This window comes from Cryobacterium sp. MDB2-A-1 (genome assembly GCF_004402675.1).
Taxonomy (GTDB): Bacteria; Actinomycetota; Actinomycetes; order Actinomycetales; family Microbacteriaceae; genus Cryobacterium; species Cryobacterium glucosi.
In genome coordinates, this window is the sequence record NZ_SOFK01000028.1 from 436210 (window position 1) to 452703 (window position 16494).

The following is a 16494-nucleotide window of genomic DNA, read 5'->3' on the forward strand; positions in this document are numbered from 1 at the left end:
TAGGCTGAGGGTGAGCGCTCCGCAGTCGGCGGGGAGACCCGACGACGCCGAGGAGAACGTGAAGTGAGAGTGTCCAGCCGGGTAGACGGATCGCCTGCGGCCACCACACCTCCGCTGTCGAACCCCTGCGGCCTGGAGGCGCTGCCGATCGGAGTGCCTGCCCGCATCATCGATGTGGGAGACCACGGTACGGCCCCGTACGCCGGTCGCCTCGGTGACCTCGGCTTCGTCGCCGGCGCCAGGATCGAGCTCCTCCGCCGGGCGCCGCTCGGAGACCCTGCCGTGTACCGGGTCCGCGGCTACGACATCTGCCTCCGACTCGCGCAGGCCCGCGGCATCCGCGTGACAACGACTCTGTGACGGACGCATCGAGCGGGCAGGACTGCCACGGCGGACCGACCGGCGGCACCGTCGTCACCGGCGCCCCGCGCACGGCGCTCGTCGGCAGCCCGAACGCCGGCAAGACGAGCATCTTCAACGCCCTCACAGGACTCCGGGCGAAGACCGGCAACTATCCCGGCGTCACCGTCGGCCGGTCCGTCGGCGTCTTCCGCTCGGGCGGCCAGGATTTCGTCGTCGAGGACCTGCCAGGCACCTATGGCCTCGAGCCGGTGAGTCCGGACGAGCAGATCGTCACCGACCTGCTCCAGGGCCGGCTCACCGGGGTCGAATCGCCCGACGCCCTGGTCGTCGTGATCGACGCGACGACGCTCTGGCGGTCACTGCGGCTCGTGTCGCAGGTCCTGCGCCTGCACCGGCCGGTGTGCATCGCCGTGACCCTCACCGACGAACTCATCACCCGCGGCGGGCGCCTCGACATCGCCGGGCTCGAACGGGCCCTCGGCGTGCCGGTGGTCCGGGTGATCGGCAACCGGCGCATCGGCATCCCCGAACTCCGCACGAAGATCGCCGGCTGGCGGAACTGGTCGGTGCCCGTGCTCGATCCACCGACAGACCCGGCCGAGCTCGAGGCCTGGACCGAATCCATCCTTTTGGCGAGCGAGTACCGCCCGGCGCAGCCCGACAAGACCACCCAGCGGATCGACGCGGTGCTGCTGCACCCGGTGTGGGGCACCGCGATCTTCATCGCGGTCATGGTCACCTTCTTCCAGATCATCTTCTCCTTCGCAGCACCCCTGCAGGGACTCGTGGAGACGTTCTTCGGCTGGCTCGCCGGACTGGTCGACGTCTTCGTGCCGGTGCCCTGGCTCGCGGGCCTGCTCGGTGACGCGATCATCGGAGGGGTGGGCGCCGTCGTCGTCTTCATCCCGCAGATCATGCTGATGTTCCTGCTGATCTCCCTGCTCGAGGGCGTCGGCTACATGTGCCGGGCCGCGTTCCTGATGGACCGCATCATGTCGCGGGCGGGGCTCGAGGGCCGGGCGTTCGTCGCGCTGATGAGTTCCTTCGCGTGCGCGGTCCCCGGGATCATGGCGACCCGCACGCTGCCGTCGGCCAAGGACCGCATCGCGACGATGATGGGCGCGCCCCTGATGACCTGCTCGGCACGGCTGCCGGTCTACATCCTCCTGATCGGGATGCTCGTCAGCCCGGAGTCCCGCATCGGCCCGCTGCAGACCCAGGGCGTCATCATGTTCTGCCTCTACTTTCTCGGGGCGGTGTCTGCCATGCTCGCGGCCTGGATCGTGAAGACCGTGCAGGACCGGAACGGCCTCCTGATGCCGTTCTACATGGAGATGCCGCCGTATCGCGTCCCGACGCTGCGGTCCATCTGCCTCACGATGTGGGATTCGTCCCGGGCCTTCCTGCGCAAGTGCGGAACGATCGTCATGCTCACGACGATCGTGCTGTGGCTCCTCCTGAACTTCCCGTTGCACTCGACCGCAGAACTGACGGCATCCGGTGTCGACGTCACGGATGAGGGCGCGGTGACGTCCTTCGTGATGGACCACAGTGCGGCGGCCTCGATCGGCCGTGCCGTCGAACCGGTCTTCGCGCCGCTCGGCTTCGACTGGCGCGTCAACATCGGCGTCGTCGCCTCCCTCTCCGCGCGGGAGACCTTCGTGGCAACGCTCGGCCAGATCGCCGCAGCCGACGACCCGGACAACCCGTCCGCTGCCCTCTCCGCCATGACGTACACCGACGGCGCCCATGCCGGCGACCGGGTCTTCACGGCCCCGACGATCGCCGCGCTTCTGGTCTTCTTCGTGTATGCGCTGCAGTGCATGTCCACGGTGAGCGTGATGAAGCGGGAAACCGGCACCTGGAAGTGGCCGGCCATCGCGTTCGGGTACATGTTCGTGCTGGCCTGGAGCTCGGCGTGGATCGTCCACGGCATCGTCGCACTCGCGACCGGGACGGCCTGAGATGATCCCGCTGCACCCGGAAGCCGTGCACGACCGCCCAGAGGCGCTCCGCTGGGCGATGCCGCCCGGTTCGCTCGGATTCACCGGTGCCGTCCGATCGGCACCGGGCGACCTCGGTCGCCTGCTCGACACCGGCGTGCTCACCGGGCTCACGGTCGGTGCCGGCTCCGTCACGACGTGCCTTTCCGCGACCTGCAGCTGGTCCTCGGAGGGCGCGGCGGTGCGGAGCGCGCTGCACGCCGCCCTCGAGAATCCCGCGGAGTGGGTTCCTGCCGTTGCGGGGACTCCCGGCACGCGCGACGCCGACCTCGCCGTGGCGGCCCGCACCGTGCTGTCCGGGCGCGTCGGCGACTTCATCCGCTCCCACGGCGGCGTCGTCGAGCTCGTCTCTGCACACGACGAGGTCGTCACGGTGCGCCTGACCGGCTCCTGCAGCGGATGTCCCGCCGTCGGGTTCACCCTGCACGCCCGCGTCGAGCGCGCCCTGCGCGACCTCCACCCCGGACTTCGCTCGCTCGTGGCGGTCTGAATCGCTCGTCCACCCGGTCGCCGGTGCGCCTTTCGGCGATCCGCCACCCCTCCGGGATTCATTCCGACCGCGGAATGAATCGGCTTTCGGCCGTGCCCGTCTCGAACACGCCCTATTGCGATTCGCCGCACCGGACCATGATGGTGAACGATTCTGCAGTCCAGAGGAGGTGGGGGCGATGGTCCTGTTCAGTGACCGGGTGGATGCCGGCCGGCAGCTTGCCGAGCGGCTCGAGTACCTGCGGGGTACCGACACGATCGTGCTCGGCCTGCCCAGGGGAGGGGTGCCCGTCGCTGCGGAGGTCGCGAGGGTTCTCGCCGCGCCGCTCGACGTGATCGTGGTCCGAAAACTCGGCGTTCCCTTCCAGCCGGAACTCGCGATGGGAGCGATCGGCGAGGACGGCGTCAGGGAACTCAACCCGGACATCCTCTCGATGGCCAGCATCAGCGCGGACGAGCTCGCGACGGTCGAACGCCACGAACGGGCCATTCTCGACGCCCGCGTCGCGGAGCTGCGCAAGGGCAGGGAACGGGTCGACGTGCGCGGTCACACCGTCGTCATCGTCGACGACGGGATCGCGACGGGTGCGACGGCGCGCGCCGCCGGGGACGTCGCCCGGCTGCACGGCGCAACGCGGGTGATCCTGGCCGTCCCGGTGGCTTCGGCGGAAGCGCTGCTCGACCTCACGAGCTTCGACGAACTGGTCTGCGTGAACGTGCCGCGCCGCCTCGTGGCCGTCGGCAACCATTACATCGACTTCGCGGCCACAACCGACGACGAAGTGACCGCGCTGCTGGACGCCGCCGCCAGGCGGATCCGTTCCGGACGCCATGCCGGCGGATCCGGGCTCGACCGTGACGTGGAGATCCCGGTCGGCACGGTCGTCCTCGAGGGGCACCTGTACCTTCCCGAGAACGCCCCCGCGGTCGTCGTGTTCGCCCATGGCAGCGGGAGCAGCCGCCACAGCCCGCGCAACCAGTTCGTCGCCGACGTCCTGCACCGCGCCGGCCTCGGCACCCTGCTCCTCGACCTGCTCACGCCGGGGGAAGAATCAGACCGGGCCAACGTGTTCGACGTCGGGCTCCTCGCCGGGCGCCTGGCCGCGGCGACCGAGTGGCTCCTCGGCCGGCCGGACACCCGGTCCTGCCGGATCGGCTACTTCGGTGCGAGCACAGGTGCCGGCGCCGCGCTCTGGGCCGCTGCCGACGCCGACGAACGGCTCGCGGCCATCGTCAGCCGCGGCGGCCGTCCCGACCTCGCGGGGGACCGGCTCCCCGAGGTCACGGCCCCGACGCTCCTGATCGTCGGCGGCGCAGACCCGGGCGTGCTCGACCTCAATCGCCGGGCCAGGACCCGGATGCGCTGTCGCAACCGGCTCGCGGTCGTCGAGGGTGCGACCCACCTCTTCGAGGAACCCGGAGCCCTCGCCACCGCGGCGAACCTCGCGTGCGACTGGTTCGTGTCCTACCTGTTGGCCGGGGCCGAGACCGGAGAATCCGGCGAGGCTGCCGGGCTGGTCGGCGTTGCGGAGGGTGACGACGCCACCGAGGTGCGCGCCCAACCGGAGTCGGACGTCCAGTACTGATCTCCTCGCCCCTGATCCCGTTGCCCGGAATTCGCCCCGGTCTTCCGGCGGCGGCGATAATGGTGCTGTGCCGAACCCCCGTGACCCCCGCGCCGATCCGCACGCGCAACGCCCGGAACACTGCCCGTGCCTGAGCGGCGAGCGCTATTCGGCGTGCTGCGGCCCGCTGCACGCCGGGGTCAGTTCCGCACCGACGGCTGAGCGCCTGATGCGATCGCGCTACTCCGCCTTCGCCGTCGGCGACGTGGACTACCTGCTCGACTCGTGGCATCCGAGCACCCGACCCGCGCACTTCGAACTCGACGACACCCTCCACTGGACACGTCTCGATATCGAACGCACCGAAAAGGGCGGACCATTCGACTCGACCGGTGTGGTCGAATTCACCGCATACTGCCGCCAGGGCGGTGTGCGGAGCGCCCAACACGAGGTGAGCCGCTTCACCCGCGTCGCCCAGCGCTGGTACTACGTCGACGCCGAGGTCTGACCCGACCCGTGCCCCGACCGGGCGCGGGAGGGCCCGGTCACGAGTCGCGCGGAGGGAGCTCCTGGAGCGTCCAGGCGTTTCCGTCCGGATCGGCGAAGGTCACGAAGCGACCCCAGGGCTGCTCATCGACGGGCGTGGCGTCGACACCGTGGTCGCGCAAATGCCGCCAGGCCTCGTCCGCGTCCGGCACGACGACCTGCACCCCACGCTGGGAGCCCGGTGCCATATCGGTGATCCCGGTGCCGAATGCGATCGAGCACGCGGAACCGGGCGGGGTCAGCTGCACGAAACGAAGCGTGTCGCTGACCTGGGAATCGAAGTCGGCATGGAAGCCGACCTGATCGACGTAGAAGGATTTCGCCCGGTCGACGTCGGTCACGGGAACGAAGATGAGCTCGATCTTCCAGTCCATGCTTTCTCCATTCGTGGGGGGCGTGCGACGCGACGTGGCGATGAAAGACGGATGCTGACACGATAATGCGATCCGGGCGGAATACCAGCGTGGTGCCGGAGGTTCGGGTAGTGGATGCATTTGCATAGACATGTGCAGGGATGCGCGGCAGGACCAGACCCGGCAACACCACGACCGGCAACAGAGGAGCATGGCATGGCACAGGAGCTTGAACTCGGACTCGACACCTTCGGAGACGTGACCTGGGATGCCGACGGCGCGCCCCTGCACCAGGCGCAGGTGCTCCGCAACGTCGTGGCTGAAGGGGTCCTCGCCGAGCAGGTCGGCCTCGACTTCTTCGGCATCGGGGAGCACCACCGCACGGACTTCGCGGTCTCGGCGCCCGAGGTCGTGCTCGCGGCGATCGCAGGGCGGACCGAACGCATCCGGCTCGGATCTGCCGTGACGGTGCTGAGTTCCGACGACCCGGTCCGGGTGTTCGAGCGCTTCGCGACCCTGGACGGCGTATCGAACGGCCGCGCGGAGGTCATCCTCGGCCGCGGCTCCTTCACCGAATCCTTCCCGCTCTTCGGTCTCGACCTCGGTGACTACGAACGGCTCTTCGAAGAGAAACTCAACCTCTTCGCCGAACTCCTCAAGGAAGAACCGGTGACCTGGACGGGAACGACCCGCGCGGGGCTCACCGACCAGAGCGTGTACCCGCCGACGGAGTCCGGGTCCATGCGCACCTGGGTCGGCGTCGGCGGCAGCCCGCAGTCCGTTGTCCGCGCCGCCCACTACGGGCTCCCGCTCATGCTCGCGATCATCGGCGGCTCACCCCTCGCCTTCGCACCCCTCGTCGAGCTCTACCACCGCGCCCTCGGCGAATTCAAGCGTCCGACCCAGCCGATCGGTGAACACTCCCCGGGGTACGTCGCCGAAACGGATGCGCAGGCGCGCGAGGAGATGTGGCCGCACTATGCCGCGATGCAGGAGCGCATCGGGCGGGAGCGGGGTTGGGGTCCCGTGAGCCGCGCCCAGTTCGAACACGATGCCGGACCGGAGGGCGCCCTGTTCGTGGGCTCGCCGGAGACCGTGGCGGCCAAGATCGTCACGACGGCGCAGGGCCTCGGCCTGTCGCGTTTCGACCTGAAGTACAGCCTCGGCACCCTCAGCCACGAGAAACTCATGTCGAGCATCGAGCTGTACGGCACCCGGGTGGCTCCGCTGGTGCGGGACGCGCTGGGTTGATCTTCCAGCTGGGGAGGTTCGTGACGCGGTAGCGTACAAGGGGTGCCGCCTGCCCGCTCGGGTGAGCGCATCCACCGGAAATCAGCATAAGGAGTCCCTTGGAAACCTGGCCAGGCACCGCGTACCCCCTCGGAGCGACGTTCGACGGAACCGGAACGAACTTCGCCATCTTCAGCGAGGCGGCGGAACGCGTCGAACTGTGTCTCTTCGACGATGACGGCACCGAGACCCGGGTGGAGGTCATCGAGTCGAGTGCGTTCATCTGGCACTGTTACCTGCCGCTCGTGCAGCCGGGGCAGCGGTACGGCTACCGGGTGCACGGCGACTACAACCCAGCAACGGGACACCGCCTGAACGAGAACAAGCTCCTGCTCGACCCGTACGCCAAGGCCACCTCCGGGACGATCGACTGGGATCCGTCGCTCTTCTCCTACAACTTCGGCGACCCGGATTCCCGGAACGACGACGACTCTGCGTCGCACATGATGCTCGGTGTCGTGGTGAACCCGTTCTTCGACTGGCTCGGCGACCGCCCGCCGCGCACGCCGTACAGCGAATCGTTCATCTACGAGGCCCACGTGAAGGGCCTGACCGAGCTCATGGAGCTCGTCCCTGAGTCGCAGCGCGGCACATACGCGGGGGTCGCGCATCCCGCGGTCATCGACCACCTGCAGAAACTCGGAGTCACGGCCATCGAACTGATGCCGGTGCATCAGTTCGTCAACGACGGGACGCTCGAGGAGAAGGGGCTCCGCAACTACTGGGGCTACAACACGATCGGCTTCTTCGCCCCGCACAACGCGTACTCCTCAACGGGGGATCGCGGCCAGCAGGTGCAGGAGTTCAAAGGAATGGTGCGCAGCCTGCACGATGCCGGCATCGAGGTCATCCTCGACGTCGTGTACAACCACACCGCAGAGGGCAACCACCTCGGCCCGACCATCTCGTTCAAGGGCATCGACAACGAGGCGTACTACCGTCTGATGGACGACGACAAGCGGTACTACATGGACTACACGGGCACGGGAAACACGCTCAACGTGCGCCACCCCCATGTCCTCCAGCTCATCATGGATTCCCTGCGGTACTGGGCGATCGAGATGCACGTCGACGGCTTCCGGTTCGACCTGGCCTCCGCCCTGGCCAGGGACCTCTACGACGTCGACAAGCTCTCCACCTTCTTCGAACTCGTCCAGCAGGATCCGATCGTTTCCCAGGTGAAGCTCATCGCCGAGCCGTGGGACGTCGGCCCCGGCGGTTACCAGGTCGGCAACTTCCCGGCCCAGTGGACGGAATGGAACGGGAAGTACCGGGACACCGTCCGCGACTTCTGGCGGGGTGAGCCGTCGACCCTCGGAGAGTTCGCCTCGCGGATCACGGGCTCCGCGGATCTCTACGAGCACTCCGGGCGGCGTCCGGTGGCCTCGATCAACTTCGTCACGGCGCACGACGGCTTCACCCTCTCCGACCTCGTCTCCTACAACGAGAAGCACAACGACGCCAACGGCGAGGGCAACAACGACGGTGAGTCGCACAACCGGTCCTGGAATTCCGGTGCGGAGGGCCCGACGGACGACGCGGAAGTCCTCGCCCTGCGCGCCAGGCAGCACCGCAACTTCCTGACCACCCTCCTTCTGTCCCAGGGCGTGCCGATGCTCCTGCACGGCGACGAGCTCGGCCGCACCCAGCAGGGCAACAACAACACCTACGCCCAGGACTCCGAGCTCAGCTGGATCCACTGGGACACGGCAGACCAGCCGCTCATCGAATTCACCGCCGCGATCTCCCGGCTGCGCAAGGACCACCCCACCTTCCGCCGCAGCCGCTTCTTCGACGGACATCCCAACGTCCGCGCCGCCGACGGCGACACCCTGAGCGACATCGTCTGGCTGAACAGCGACGGCGAGGAGATGCGCACGGAGGACTGGGACGAGGGCAGGGCAGGCACGGTCGCCATGTACCTCAACGGCGACGGCATCCGGGAACGTGACTATCGCGGCCAGCCCGTCGTCGACGTCAACTTCCTCGTGTGCTTCAACACGGACGCCGAGGACGTCGAATTCCGGCTGCCCCCTGCGATCTACGCCCCGCAGTGGGAGATCGTGGTCGACACGGCCGGCGAAGGCGCCGACGCGATCCCGCGCCCGGCCGGCGCGATCCAGACCGTCAAGTCCCGGTCCGTCGTCGTGCTGCGTGCCTACCAGGCGCCCGAGGTCGCGCCTGACCATTCCGTGGCAGCCTCCCTCGCCGGCCTCGCCGGAACGCCGACGGCGCTCGCGCTCAACCCGGACCACCCGGTCGAACCATGAGGATCCCGCACTCGACCTACCGGTTGCAGATCACCGCGGCCTTCGACCTCGCCGCCGCTGAGAGGGTCCTCGACTACATCGTCGGCCTCGGCGCGGACTGGATCTACCTCTCGCCGCTCCTCACCTCCGCCGACGGCTCCGACCACGGTTACGACGTCGTCGACCACGCGGCCATCGACCCCGCCAGGGGCGGGCCTGAGGGGCTCCGCCTGCTCGCTGCAGCGGTGGCGGATGCCGGGCGCGGCATCCTCGTGGACATCGTGCCCAATCACATGGGCGTCGACGACCCGCACCGCAACGCCTGGTGGTGGGACCTGCTCCGATTCGGGCAGGACTCCCGTTATTCGGAGGCGTTCGACGTCGACTGGGCGGCGGGCGATGGAAAGATCCTGCTTCCGGCCCTCGGCGACGCGGGAGAGGGCAGCGAACTCGACCGGCTCGAGATCGTCGGCGACGAGCTGCACTACTACGACCACCGGTTCCCGATCCTCCCCGGCACGGCCGACGACGGCGCCGATCCCCGGACCGTGCACTCGAGGCAGCACTACACGCTGGTCAACTGGCGCCGTGCCGACCGGGACCTCAACTACCGGCGCTTCTTCGCCGTGAACAGCCTTGCGGGCATCCGCGTCGAGGTTCCCTGGGTCTTCGACGAGTCGCATCGCGAGATCGTTCGCTGGGTGCGGGACGGCCTCGTTCAGGGCATCAGGGTCGACCACCCCGACGGCCTCGCCGACCCGGGCGGTTACCTCGACCGGCTGCGCCTGGCGACCGACGGAACGTACGTGCTCGTCGAGAAGATCCTCGAGGGCGACGAGACCCTGCCGACGAGCTGGTCCACCAGGGGCACGACGGGCTACGACGCCCTCGCCGACGTCGACGGGATCCTCGTCGACCCGGCGGGACGGCCGGCCCTCGACGCCCTCGAGAAACGCCTGCAGGACGATTCCCCGGAACCGGGGGAGAACGGCCGCCCGCAGACCTGGGCCGAGCTCGTCTCCGAGCGGAAACGAGGCATCGCCGACGGCATCCTGGGCTCAGAGGTGCGCAGGATCGCACGCCTCATCCCCGGGATCCCCGGGCCGGAGGCGGTCGACGCCCTCGCAGAGCTGCTCACCGCCATGCCGGTGTACCGCTCCTACCTCCCGCTCGGCTTCGAGCTGGTCGACGAGGCCGCACGGCGCGCGTCCGACCGCAGGCCGGACCTCGCCGGAACGATCGGCCGGCTCCTGGCCGTGCTGGCCGACCCGCGGACCCCCGCTGCCGTCCGGTTCCAGCAGACCTCCGGCATGGTGATGGCCAAAGGCGTCGAGGACACCGCGTACTACCGCTACAGCCGGCTCACCTCGCTCAACGAGGTCGGAGCAGACCCCTCGGAATTCTCCATCGATGCGGATACCTTCCACGCGCGCCAGCAGGCCAGGGCGGCGACCTTCCCTGACTCGATGACGACGCTCTCCACCCACGACACGAAACGGGGAGAGGACGTCCGCGCCCGCATCACCGTCATCGCCGAGATCCCCGCGGAGTGGGAGGCGACCCTGGACACGCTTCGCACGAATGTGCCGCTCGGCGACGGCCCGCTCGAGAACCTGCTCTGGCAGGCGGTCGTCGGGTCCTGGCCGGCCAGCCGCGAACGCCTGGGCGCATACGCGCTCAAGGCCGCCCGCGAATCCGGAACGTCGACGACCTGGAACGCCCCGGACGCCGCCTTCGAGGAGAAGCTCGAGACCCTGGTCGCCGCGGCCTTCGACGACCCCACCGTCACGGCCGCCCTCACGGACTTCGTGGAACGGGTGCGGCAGGCGGGCTGGAGCAACTCCCTCTCGGCCAAGCTCGTGCAGCTCACCATGCCGGGAGCACCGGACGTCTACCAGGGCAGCGAACTCTGGGAGACCTCCCTCGTCGACCCGGACAACCGGCGCCCCGTCGACTACACCGTCCGCCGCGGCATCCTCGCCCGTATCGACGACGGATGGCTGCCGCCCATCGACGAGACCGGCGCCGCGAAGATGCTCGTCACGAGCCGCGCGCTGCGCCAGCGCCGCGACGCCCCCGAACGGTTCTTCCGCCACGCGGCCGTTCCGGCATACGGCGCCGCCGCGGCACACCTGCTCGCCTTCGACCGCGGCGACGCCGTCACGGTCGCCACCCGGCTTCCGCTCGGCCTCGCAGCACAGGGAGGCTGGCGGGACACCACGATCGTGCTCGCCGGCATCCCGGTGACCGACGTCCTCACCGGCGAACGGTTCGCCGGCGGCACCCTCCTCGTGCGCGACCTGCTGCGCCGCTACCCGGTCGCCCTCCTCGTGCCGGATCAGGGCACGGGCCAGGGGATCGAATCACCGATCGTCACGGGGGAGGCCGGCAGATGAGCAGAGCAGAGCCCACCAACGAGGCCTGGGATGTCGAGGTCTGGGCGCCGCACGCCCAGGCGGTCGACCTGTTCCTGCGCGACACCGCCCCCGGCTCTGCCGGGGAACCGGTCACCCGGTCCCTGGCCAGGGCGGAGGGCGGCTGGTGGCGCCTGCGGATGTCCGACGGCCGGGCAGAGCCTCGCGACTACGGATTCGTGATCGACGGCGCAGGGCCGTTCCCCGACCCGCGTTCCCGCCGCCAGCCCGACGGCGTGCATGCCCTGTCCCGCACCTTCGACCCCGGCGCGCACGCCTGGCAGGACTCGCGGTGGACCGGCCGCCAGCTCGCGGGCGCCACGATCTATGAGCTGCATCTCGGTACCTTCACCCCGGAGGGCACCCTCGACGCCGCGGCAGCACGCCTCGGCCACCTGGTCTCACTCGGGATCGACTTCGTCGAGCTCCTGCCGGTCAACGCCTTCAACGGAACCCACAACTGGGGCTACGACGGCGTGCTCTGGTACGCCGTCCACGAGGGCTACGGGGGACCCGCCGCCTACCAGCGCTTCGTCGACGCCTGCCACCAGGCCGGCATCGGAGTGATCCAGGACGTCGTCTACAACCATCTCGGGCCGAGTGGGAACTACCTGCCGGAATTCGGGCCGTACCTCAGCGAGGCGGCCGGGAACACCTGGGGTTCCTCGCTGAACCTCGACGGACCGGACTCCGATCCGGTCAGGCGGCACATCATCGACAACGCCCTGATGTGGCTCGACGAATATCACGTCGACGGGCTGCGCCTCGACGCCGTGCACGCCCTCCGCGACGATCGGGCAACCCACCTGCTCGAGGAAATGGCCGGGGAGGTCGCCGCGCTCAGTGCCTTCGCCGGTCGCCCGCTGACCCTGATCGCCGAGTCCGACCTCAACGATCCACGCCTGATCACCCCGGCGGAGGCCGGAGGCTACGGCCTCGACGCACAGTGGAGCGACGACTTCCACCATGCCGTGCACGTCGCACTGACCGGGGAGACCACCGGCTACTACGCCGACTTCGCCCCGCTCAGCGCCCTCGCCAAGGTCCTCACCGACGGCTACTTCCACGACGGAACGTTCTCGAGCTTCCGCGGCCGCAGGCACGGCCGTCCGATCGACAGGCAACGGATGCCGGCCTGGCGTCTCGTCGTCGGCAGCCAGAACCATGACCAGATCGGAAACCGCGCCACCGGCGATCGCCTGACCGGCACGCTCGACGCAGGCCAGCTCGCCATCGCCGCGACCCTGACCCTTCTCGGCCCCTTCACCCCGATGCTCTTCATGGGGGAGGAATGGGGTGCGACCACGCCGTGGCAGTTCTTCACCTCGCACCCGGAGCCGGAACTCGGCGCGGCGACCGCGACCGGGCGGATCAGCGAATTCGCGCGGATGGGCTGGGATCCCGCACTCGTGCCCGACCCGCAGGATCCGGCGACGTTCACGAGGTCCCGGCTCGACTGGGACGAATCCGAGCGTCCAGGACCCGCACGGCTGCTCGGCCTCTACCGACGGCTCGCAGAACTGCGCCGCGAGGTGCCGTCCTTCACGGAACCGCGCCTTGACCGGGTCGGTGTCGAGTACGACGCCGAGGGGTCCTGGCTGCGCCTGGTCCGTGGTTCCGCGGAGATCCTGGTGAACCTCGCAGCGGATGCCCGGCGCATGCCTGCCGGGACCGGCGCCGTGCTGCTCGACTTCGGGACGGACGGGCCTGCGCTGCTCTCCCGTGCGGATGACGGGTCCGTCGTGCTGGCACCGCACTCCGTGCTCGTCCTCGCCCAGGCGGCCTCGTGAGCGGTCAGCGCGGCTTCCTGTCCGCGGAGACCGGAACGGCCCTTGCCGCACTCGCGGCCCTCGATTCCGCAGCGGACCCGCTCGACCGCGTACGCGGCATCCGCCGGCTGCTGCTCGCCCTCGACGCCGACCCGGCGACCCTCGCCGCGGTGCGGGACGCCCTCGCCGCCGGTACCGGCTGGGAGGCTATCGCGGCGGCGGCCGGGCTGAAACCACCGGCGGCCAGGTGGCGGTGGAGCGGTTCGGATTCCGAGATCGCCGCCCGCCTCGAGGCAGGCCGGAAGCGATCGGCCCGTCCGAGTTCCGTGCCGACCGAACTGCCCGGATACTCGGTCGCGGAGGCGGCGACGAGGCTCGGTATCACCGTCCAGGCCGTCTATCTCCGGGTGAGCCGGGGTAAACTGGCCAGCCAGACCATCGAGCTGCCGGACGGCCGCTCGTATAAACGGGTCTTCCTCGACGCAGCGGACGACGTGCCGAGCCCGCCGGACGCGTCCGGCCAGGCCGGCCAGACCACGTGAACCGGATCGGGCGGATGCCCGCAGCTTCAGACCCACACACACGTGCCGAAACCACATACGTGCCGAAACCACAGGGATGACGGAGTACCACCATGACTGATTTTCCGACAGAGAACTTCAACCGCACCACCCCGTACAACACGGGTGACAACACGGCCGTGACCCCGGTCGTTGGAACGGAGACCGGGTCCCGGGCGATCTCGGCCCCGCCGGAGAAGCAGCCTCGGCCGGCATCCGCCGTTTCGGCCAGCGGGAGCGGCGCGTCGCGCACTGCGCTCGTCGTGCTCGCCGCCATCGGGATGCTCGGACTGGCGTTCGTCGTGATGATCCTCGTCGGCGTCTCGAGCGAGAGCATCAACGCCCTCGCCGTCTTCGCGACTCCGATCGCGTCGATGGTCGCGGCGTACTACGGAATCACCCTGAGCATTCAGCAGGTCAAGAACGAGCGCGCCGAGAAGGAGACCGCGATCAAGCGGGCCGACGTCGCGGACGCGTCGAGCCGGGAGACCGAGGTCTGGGCTGCCCAGATGGAATCGGGACTCCGCGTGGCGATGGCCAAGCTCACCGCAGCCCACATCGGCACCGATGAGGTCACCAAGGCGGCGGGCACGCCCGACGGTTTCTTCTAGGCGACGGTTTCCACTAAGCGCTGACGAGGCGCCCTGACCTGATCGCGGCGACGAAACCGGCGTAGTCCGCCGTGGCCTGCTCCGCGTATGCGACCGCGAAGTCGGCGAACGCCCTGTCGGCCTTGCCGCCCAGGCCCAGGTAGGCGGCGATCGGCACCGGGTCTCCGGAGCGGGCGTGGGCGCGCGCGAGTGTCGTGCCGGTCAGCCGGGCATAGGCGAGCAGCCCTGCCGCGGTGAACGTCGCAGGATCGGGCGACCACTTCATGTCGCGCAGCTGACGCCCGTAGTACTGCCCGCCGAGCGGGGTCGTCGCCCAACCGAGGAACACGTCTCCCGAGGCCTGCATCAGGCGCTGGCCCTCGACGACGCGCTGGCCGGCATGGGCGGGCCCCGCGTTCGACCCAGTCGCCGTATCACTCCGGTCGATCACCGATCGCTGTGCCTCCTTGAGCTGGAGCACGAGCACGTCTTCCGGTCCGATCCCTTCGAGCAGGACGACCCAGGAGTACAGGCCAACGCTGCCGACCCCGACGACCTTGTGGGCGAAGTCGATGATGTGGAAGCGGTCGAGCAGGCGCCTGCGGCTTTCGTTGAGCGATGCGCGATAGGCGGCGAAGGTCGCCTCGACGATTTCGGCCGTCGAGCCGGCGAGCGGGATCCTGGTCAGCAGCGGCGGCTGGTCGAGGAACCGCCGGTGCCCGTCCACCACCCGGGTGAGCTTGCGCACGACGGACCAGGTGTCGCGGGTCTCCGCCTTGGCGACGCTGTCCCTGACCGCGCGGCGACCGGTCTTGCCCGTCGACGCGGAGATGATGGCTTCGACGTGGCTCGATTCCATCCGGTCGTACCAGACGCGCATGATGGGCATGCTCGAATAGTCCGCGATCGTGCTGCGATAGCTGTGCGCGGCCTCGAGGGCAGCAGCCCTGCCGATCTCGGCAGGAAGGCCGGCGTCGGCAGCGGCGAGGACGAACGAGGTCGCCAGGCGCTTCACGTCCCACTCGAAGGGTCCGCGCCAGGTCTCGTCGAAATCGTTGACGTCGAAGACGACGCGGCGGTCCTCGCTCGCGAACAGGCCGAAATTGGACAGGTGCGCGTCACCGCAGAGCTGGGTGCCGAGCCCCGTGTCCGGAAGCGCGGCGAGGTCCCGCGCCATCACGAGCGCCGTTCCACGGAAGAACGTGAACGGTGACACGCCCATCCGGGCATGCCGCAGCGGGATCAGGGACGGGTCTCTCGTGCTCGCCTGGCCCAGGAGCAGGTCCACCGGATCGGAGCGATTCGCCGGGGCCTCCCAGGCGGCGAGCGACGATCGCGGCAGCCGCATCCGAGCTGCACGGCCCAGCTCTTCATGCTGCGTCGTCGTGGGGCGAACGGTGTCCGTCGTGCTGTCCATGGCGAGAGTGTATCGCCCCGGCAAACGCGGCGTTCCACGGATCAGCGAAACGGATCAGCGAACACGAATCCGTGCGGCTGACGGAGCGGGGGAGCCGAGGTAGTGGTCGCGCGGCCAGTGCCGCGCGCGCCTCGGGAGCAGCGGGTAGACGCGGATCGTGAGGCGCAGCATCCGGTCGAAGCGGCGTTGCCGACGAGGAGACCAGCTCAGGTCGAACAGGTCGCGCACGGAGGGTGGCAGCAGTCCGACGGTGACCAGGCGGGCGAGGGGCATGGCCAGGCGCAACAGCAGCGGCCCGCTGCGGGGGTACAGGAGCCGCCTGGCGACCTCCCGGGTGGTGTCATCCGTCCGGAGCCCATCGAGCCTCTCCTGCCAGTAGGTCGCGAAGGCCGCCCGATCGCGCGGCCACAGCGCTTCGGGGACCTGCAGGGCCGTGCCGAGCACCGCGTATTCCCGGTACAGGGACTCGGCGGTGCTTTCGTCGAACGCTCCGAACACCCGTTCGTACATGCCGACGGCCGAGTCGTAGAGCGTCGCGGCCACCCAGAGCTGCAGCTCGGGCGTGAAGGCGTTGTACGCTGGCGCCCCGCCGGCTGCCGCGCCGACGACGGGAACGTGGGCCCGGTTCACCCGCCGGACCGCAGCCCTGGCCTGATCGGGAGTCCCGCAGGTCACGGCGTATGCGTAGCTCAGGGTGCCGGCCAGCCGGTCGAGCGGCCGGTTCTCGAAATCGCTGTGGTGGGCGACCCCGTGCCCGATCGCCGGATCCGCGAGCTGGAGCAGGATGGAGCGACCGCCCGCGAGCAGCATGACGGCCTCGCCCGCGATGTCCCGAAGCTGCAGCATGACCGGCCTCCCCTGTGATGGCCGAGTGTAGTCCGGCAAA

Annotated in this window: 14 protein-coding genes; 11 read left to right on the plus strand and 3 right to left on the minus strand. The window is 69.5% G+C overall.

Translation table 11 applies throughout. From position 1 onward, the window contains the following. Window positions 1-63 precede the first annotated feature (63 nt). The 5 genes from E3O39_RS11320 (at window position 64) to E3O39_RS11340 (ending at window position 4928) form a co-directional block, all read left to right on the plus strand. Window positions 64-360: a FeoA family protein gene (locus E3O39_RS11320; RefSeq protein ID WP_241975426.1), complete on the plus strand. Its 297-nt coding sequence runs from the start codon at window positions 64-66 to the stop codon at window positions 358-360. After that, window positions 357-2327, plus strand: coding sequence for a ferrous iron transporter B (locus E3O39_RS11325; RefSeq protein WP_134447946.1), 1971 nt, complete (start codon window positions 357-359; stop codon window positions 2325-2327). The genes E3O39_RS11320 and E3O39_RS11325 overlap by 4 nt, the downstream gene beginning before the upstream one ends. 1 nt (window position 2328) lies before the next feature. Further along, a complete protein-coding gene (locus E3O39_RS11330) occupies window positions 2329-2856 on the plus strand; it encodes a NifU family protein (protein ID WP_134447948.1) in 528 nt (175 codons plus the stop codon). 178 nt (window positions 2857-3034) lie between these two features. Beyond that, on the plus strand, window positions 3035-4441 hold the full coding sequence (locus tag E3O39_RS11335) for a phosphoribosyltransferase family protein (protein ID WP_134447950.1): 1407 nt from the start codon (window positions 3035-3037) through the stop codon (window positions 4439-4441). Window positions 4442-4508: 67 nt separating this feature from the next. Then, entirely contained in the window at window positions 4509-4928 is a 420-nt protein-coding gene (locus E3O39_RS11340) for a YchJ family protein (protein ID WP_134447952.1), read from the plus strand. A gap of 37 nt (window positions 4929-4965) precedes the next feature. Here E3O39_RS11340 and E3O39_RS11345 read toward each other — a convergent pair whose 3' ends face one another. Continuing rightward, on the minus strand, window positions 4966-5340 hold the full coding sequence (locus tag E3O39_RS11345; RefSeq protein ID WP_134447954.1) for a glyoxalase superfamily protein: 375 nt from the start codon (window positions 5338-5340) through the stop codon (window positions 4966-4968). Between the two features lie 195 nt (window positions 5341-5535). On the opposite strand from E3O39_RS11345, the gene E3O39_RS11350 reads away from it, so the two are divergent. The 6 genes from E3O39_RS11350 (at window position 5536) to E3O39_RS11375 (ending at window position 14212) form a co-directional block, all read left to right on the plus strand. Continuing rightward, complete coding sequence (locus E3O39_RS11350) at window positions 5536-6570, plus strand: LLM class flavin-dependent oxidoreductase (protein ID WP_134447956.1); 1035 nt, start codon at window positions 5536-5538, stop codon at window positions 6568-6570. A gap of 98 nt (window positions 6571-6668) precedes the next feature. Next, complete coding sequence (gene glgX / locus E3O39_RS11355) at window positions 6669-8879, plus strand: glycogen debranching protein GlgX (RefSeq protein WP_134447958.1); 2211 nt, start codon at window positions 6669-6671, stop codon at window positions 8877-8879. After that, a complete protein-coding gene (gene treY, locus E3O39_RS11360; protein ID WP_134447960.1) occupies window positions 8876-11254 on the plus strand; it encodes a malto-oligosyltrehalose synthase in 2379 nt (792 codons plus the stop codon). Before glgX ends, treY begins: the two co-directional genes overlap by 4 nt. Next, window positions 11251-13062, plus strand: a complete 1812-nt coding sequence (gene treZ, locus E3O39_RS11365) for a malto-oligosyltrehalose trehalohydrolase (protein ID WP_134447962.1) — start codon at window positions 11251-11253, stop codon at window positions 13060-13062. Before treY ends, treZ begins: the two co-directional genes overlap by 4 nt. After that, window positions 13059-13583: a hypothetical protein gene (locus tag E3O39_RS11370; RefSeq protein ID WP_134447964.1), complete on the plus strand. Its 525-nt coding sequence runs from the start codon at window positions 13059-13061 to the stop codon at window positions 13581-13583. Before treZ ends, E3O39_RS11370 begins: the two co-directional genes overlap by 4 nt. Before the next feature lie 92 nt (window positions 13584-13675). Next, a complete protein-coding gene (locus tag E3O39_RS11375) occupies window positions 13676-14212 on the plus strand; it encodes a hypothetical protein (protein WP_134447966.1) in 537 nt (178 codons plus the stop codon). Between the two features lie 13 nt (window positions 14213-14225). Here the strand turns inward: E3O39_RS11375 and E3O39_RS11380 are convergent, their stop codons facing one another. Beyond that, window positions 14226-15608 carry a DUF2252 domain-containing protein gene (locus E3O39_RS11380; RefSeq protein WP_134447968.1) on the minus strand — a complete coding sequence of 461 codons (1383 nt, stop codon included), beginning with the start codon at window positions 15606-15608 and terminating at the stop codon, window positions 14226-14228. 54 nt (window positions 15609-15662) lie between these two features. Further along, window positions 15663-16454, minus strand: a complete 792-nt coding sequence (locus E3O39_RS11385; RefSeq protein ID WP_134447970.1) for an oxygenase MpaB family protein — start codon at window positions 16452-16454, stop codon at window positions 15663-15665. Window positions 16455-16494 lie beyond the last annotated feature (40 nt).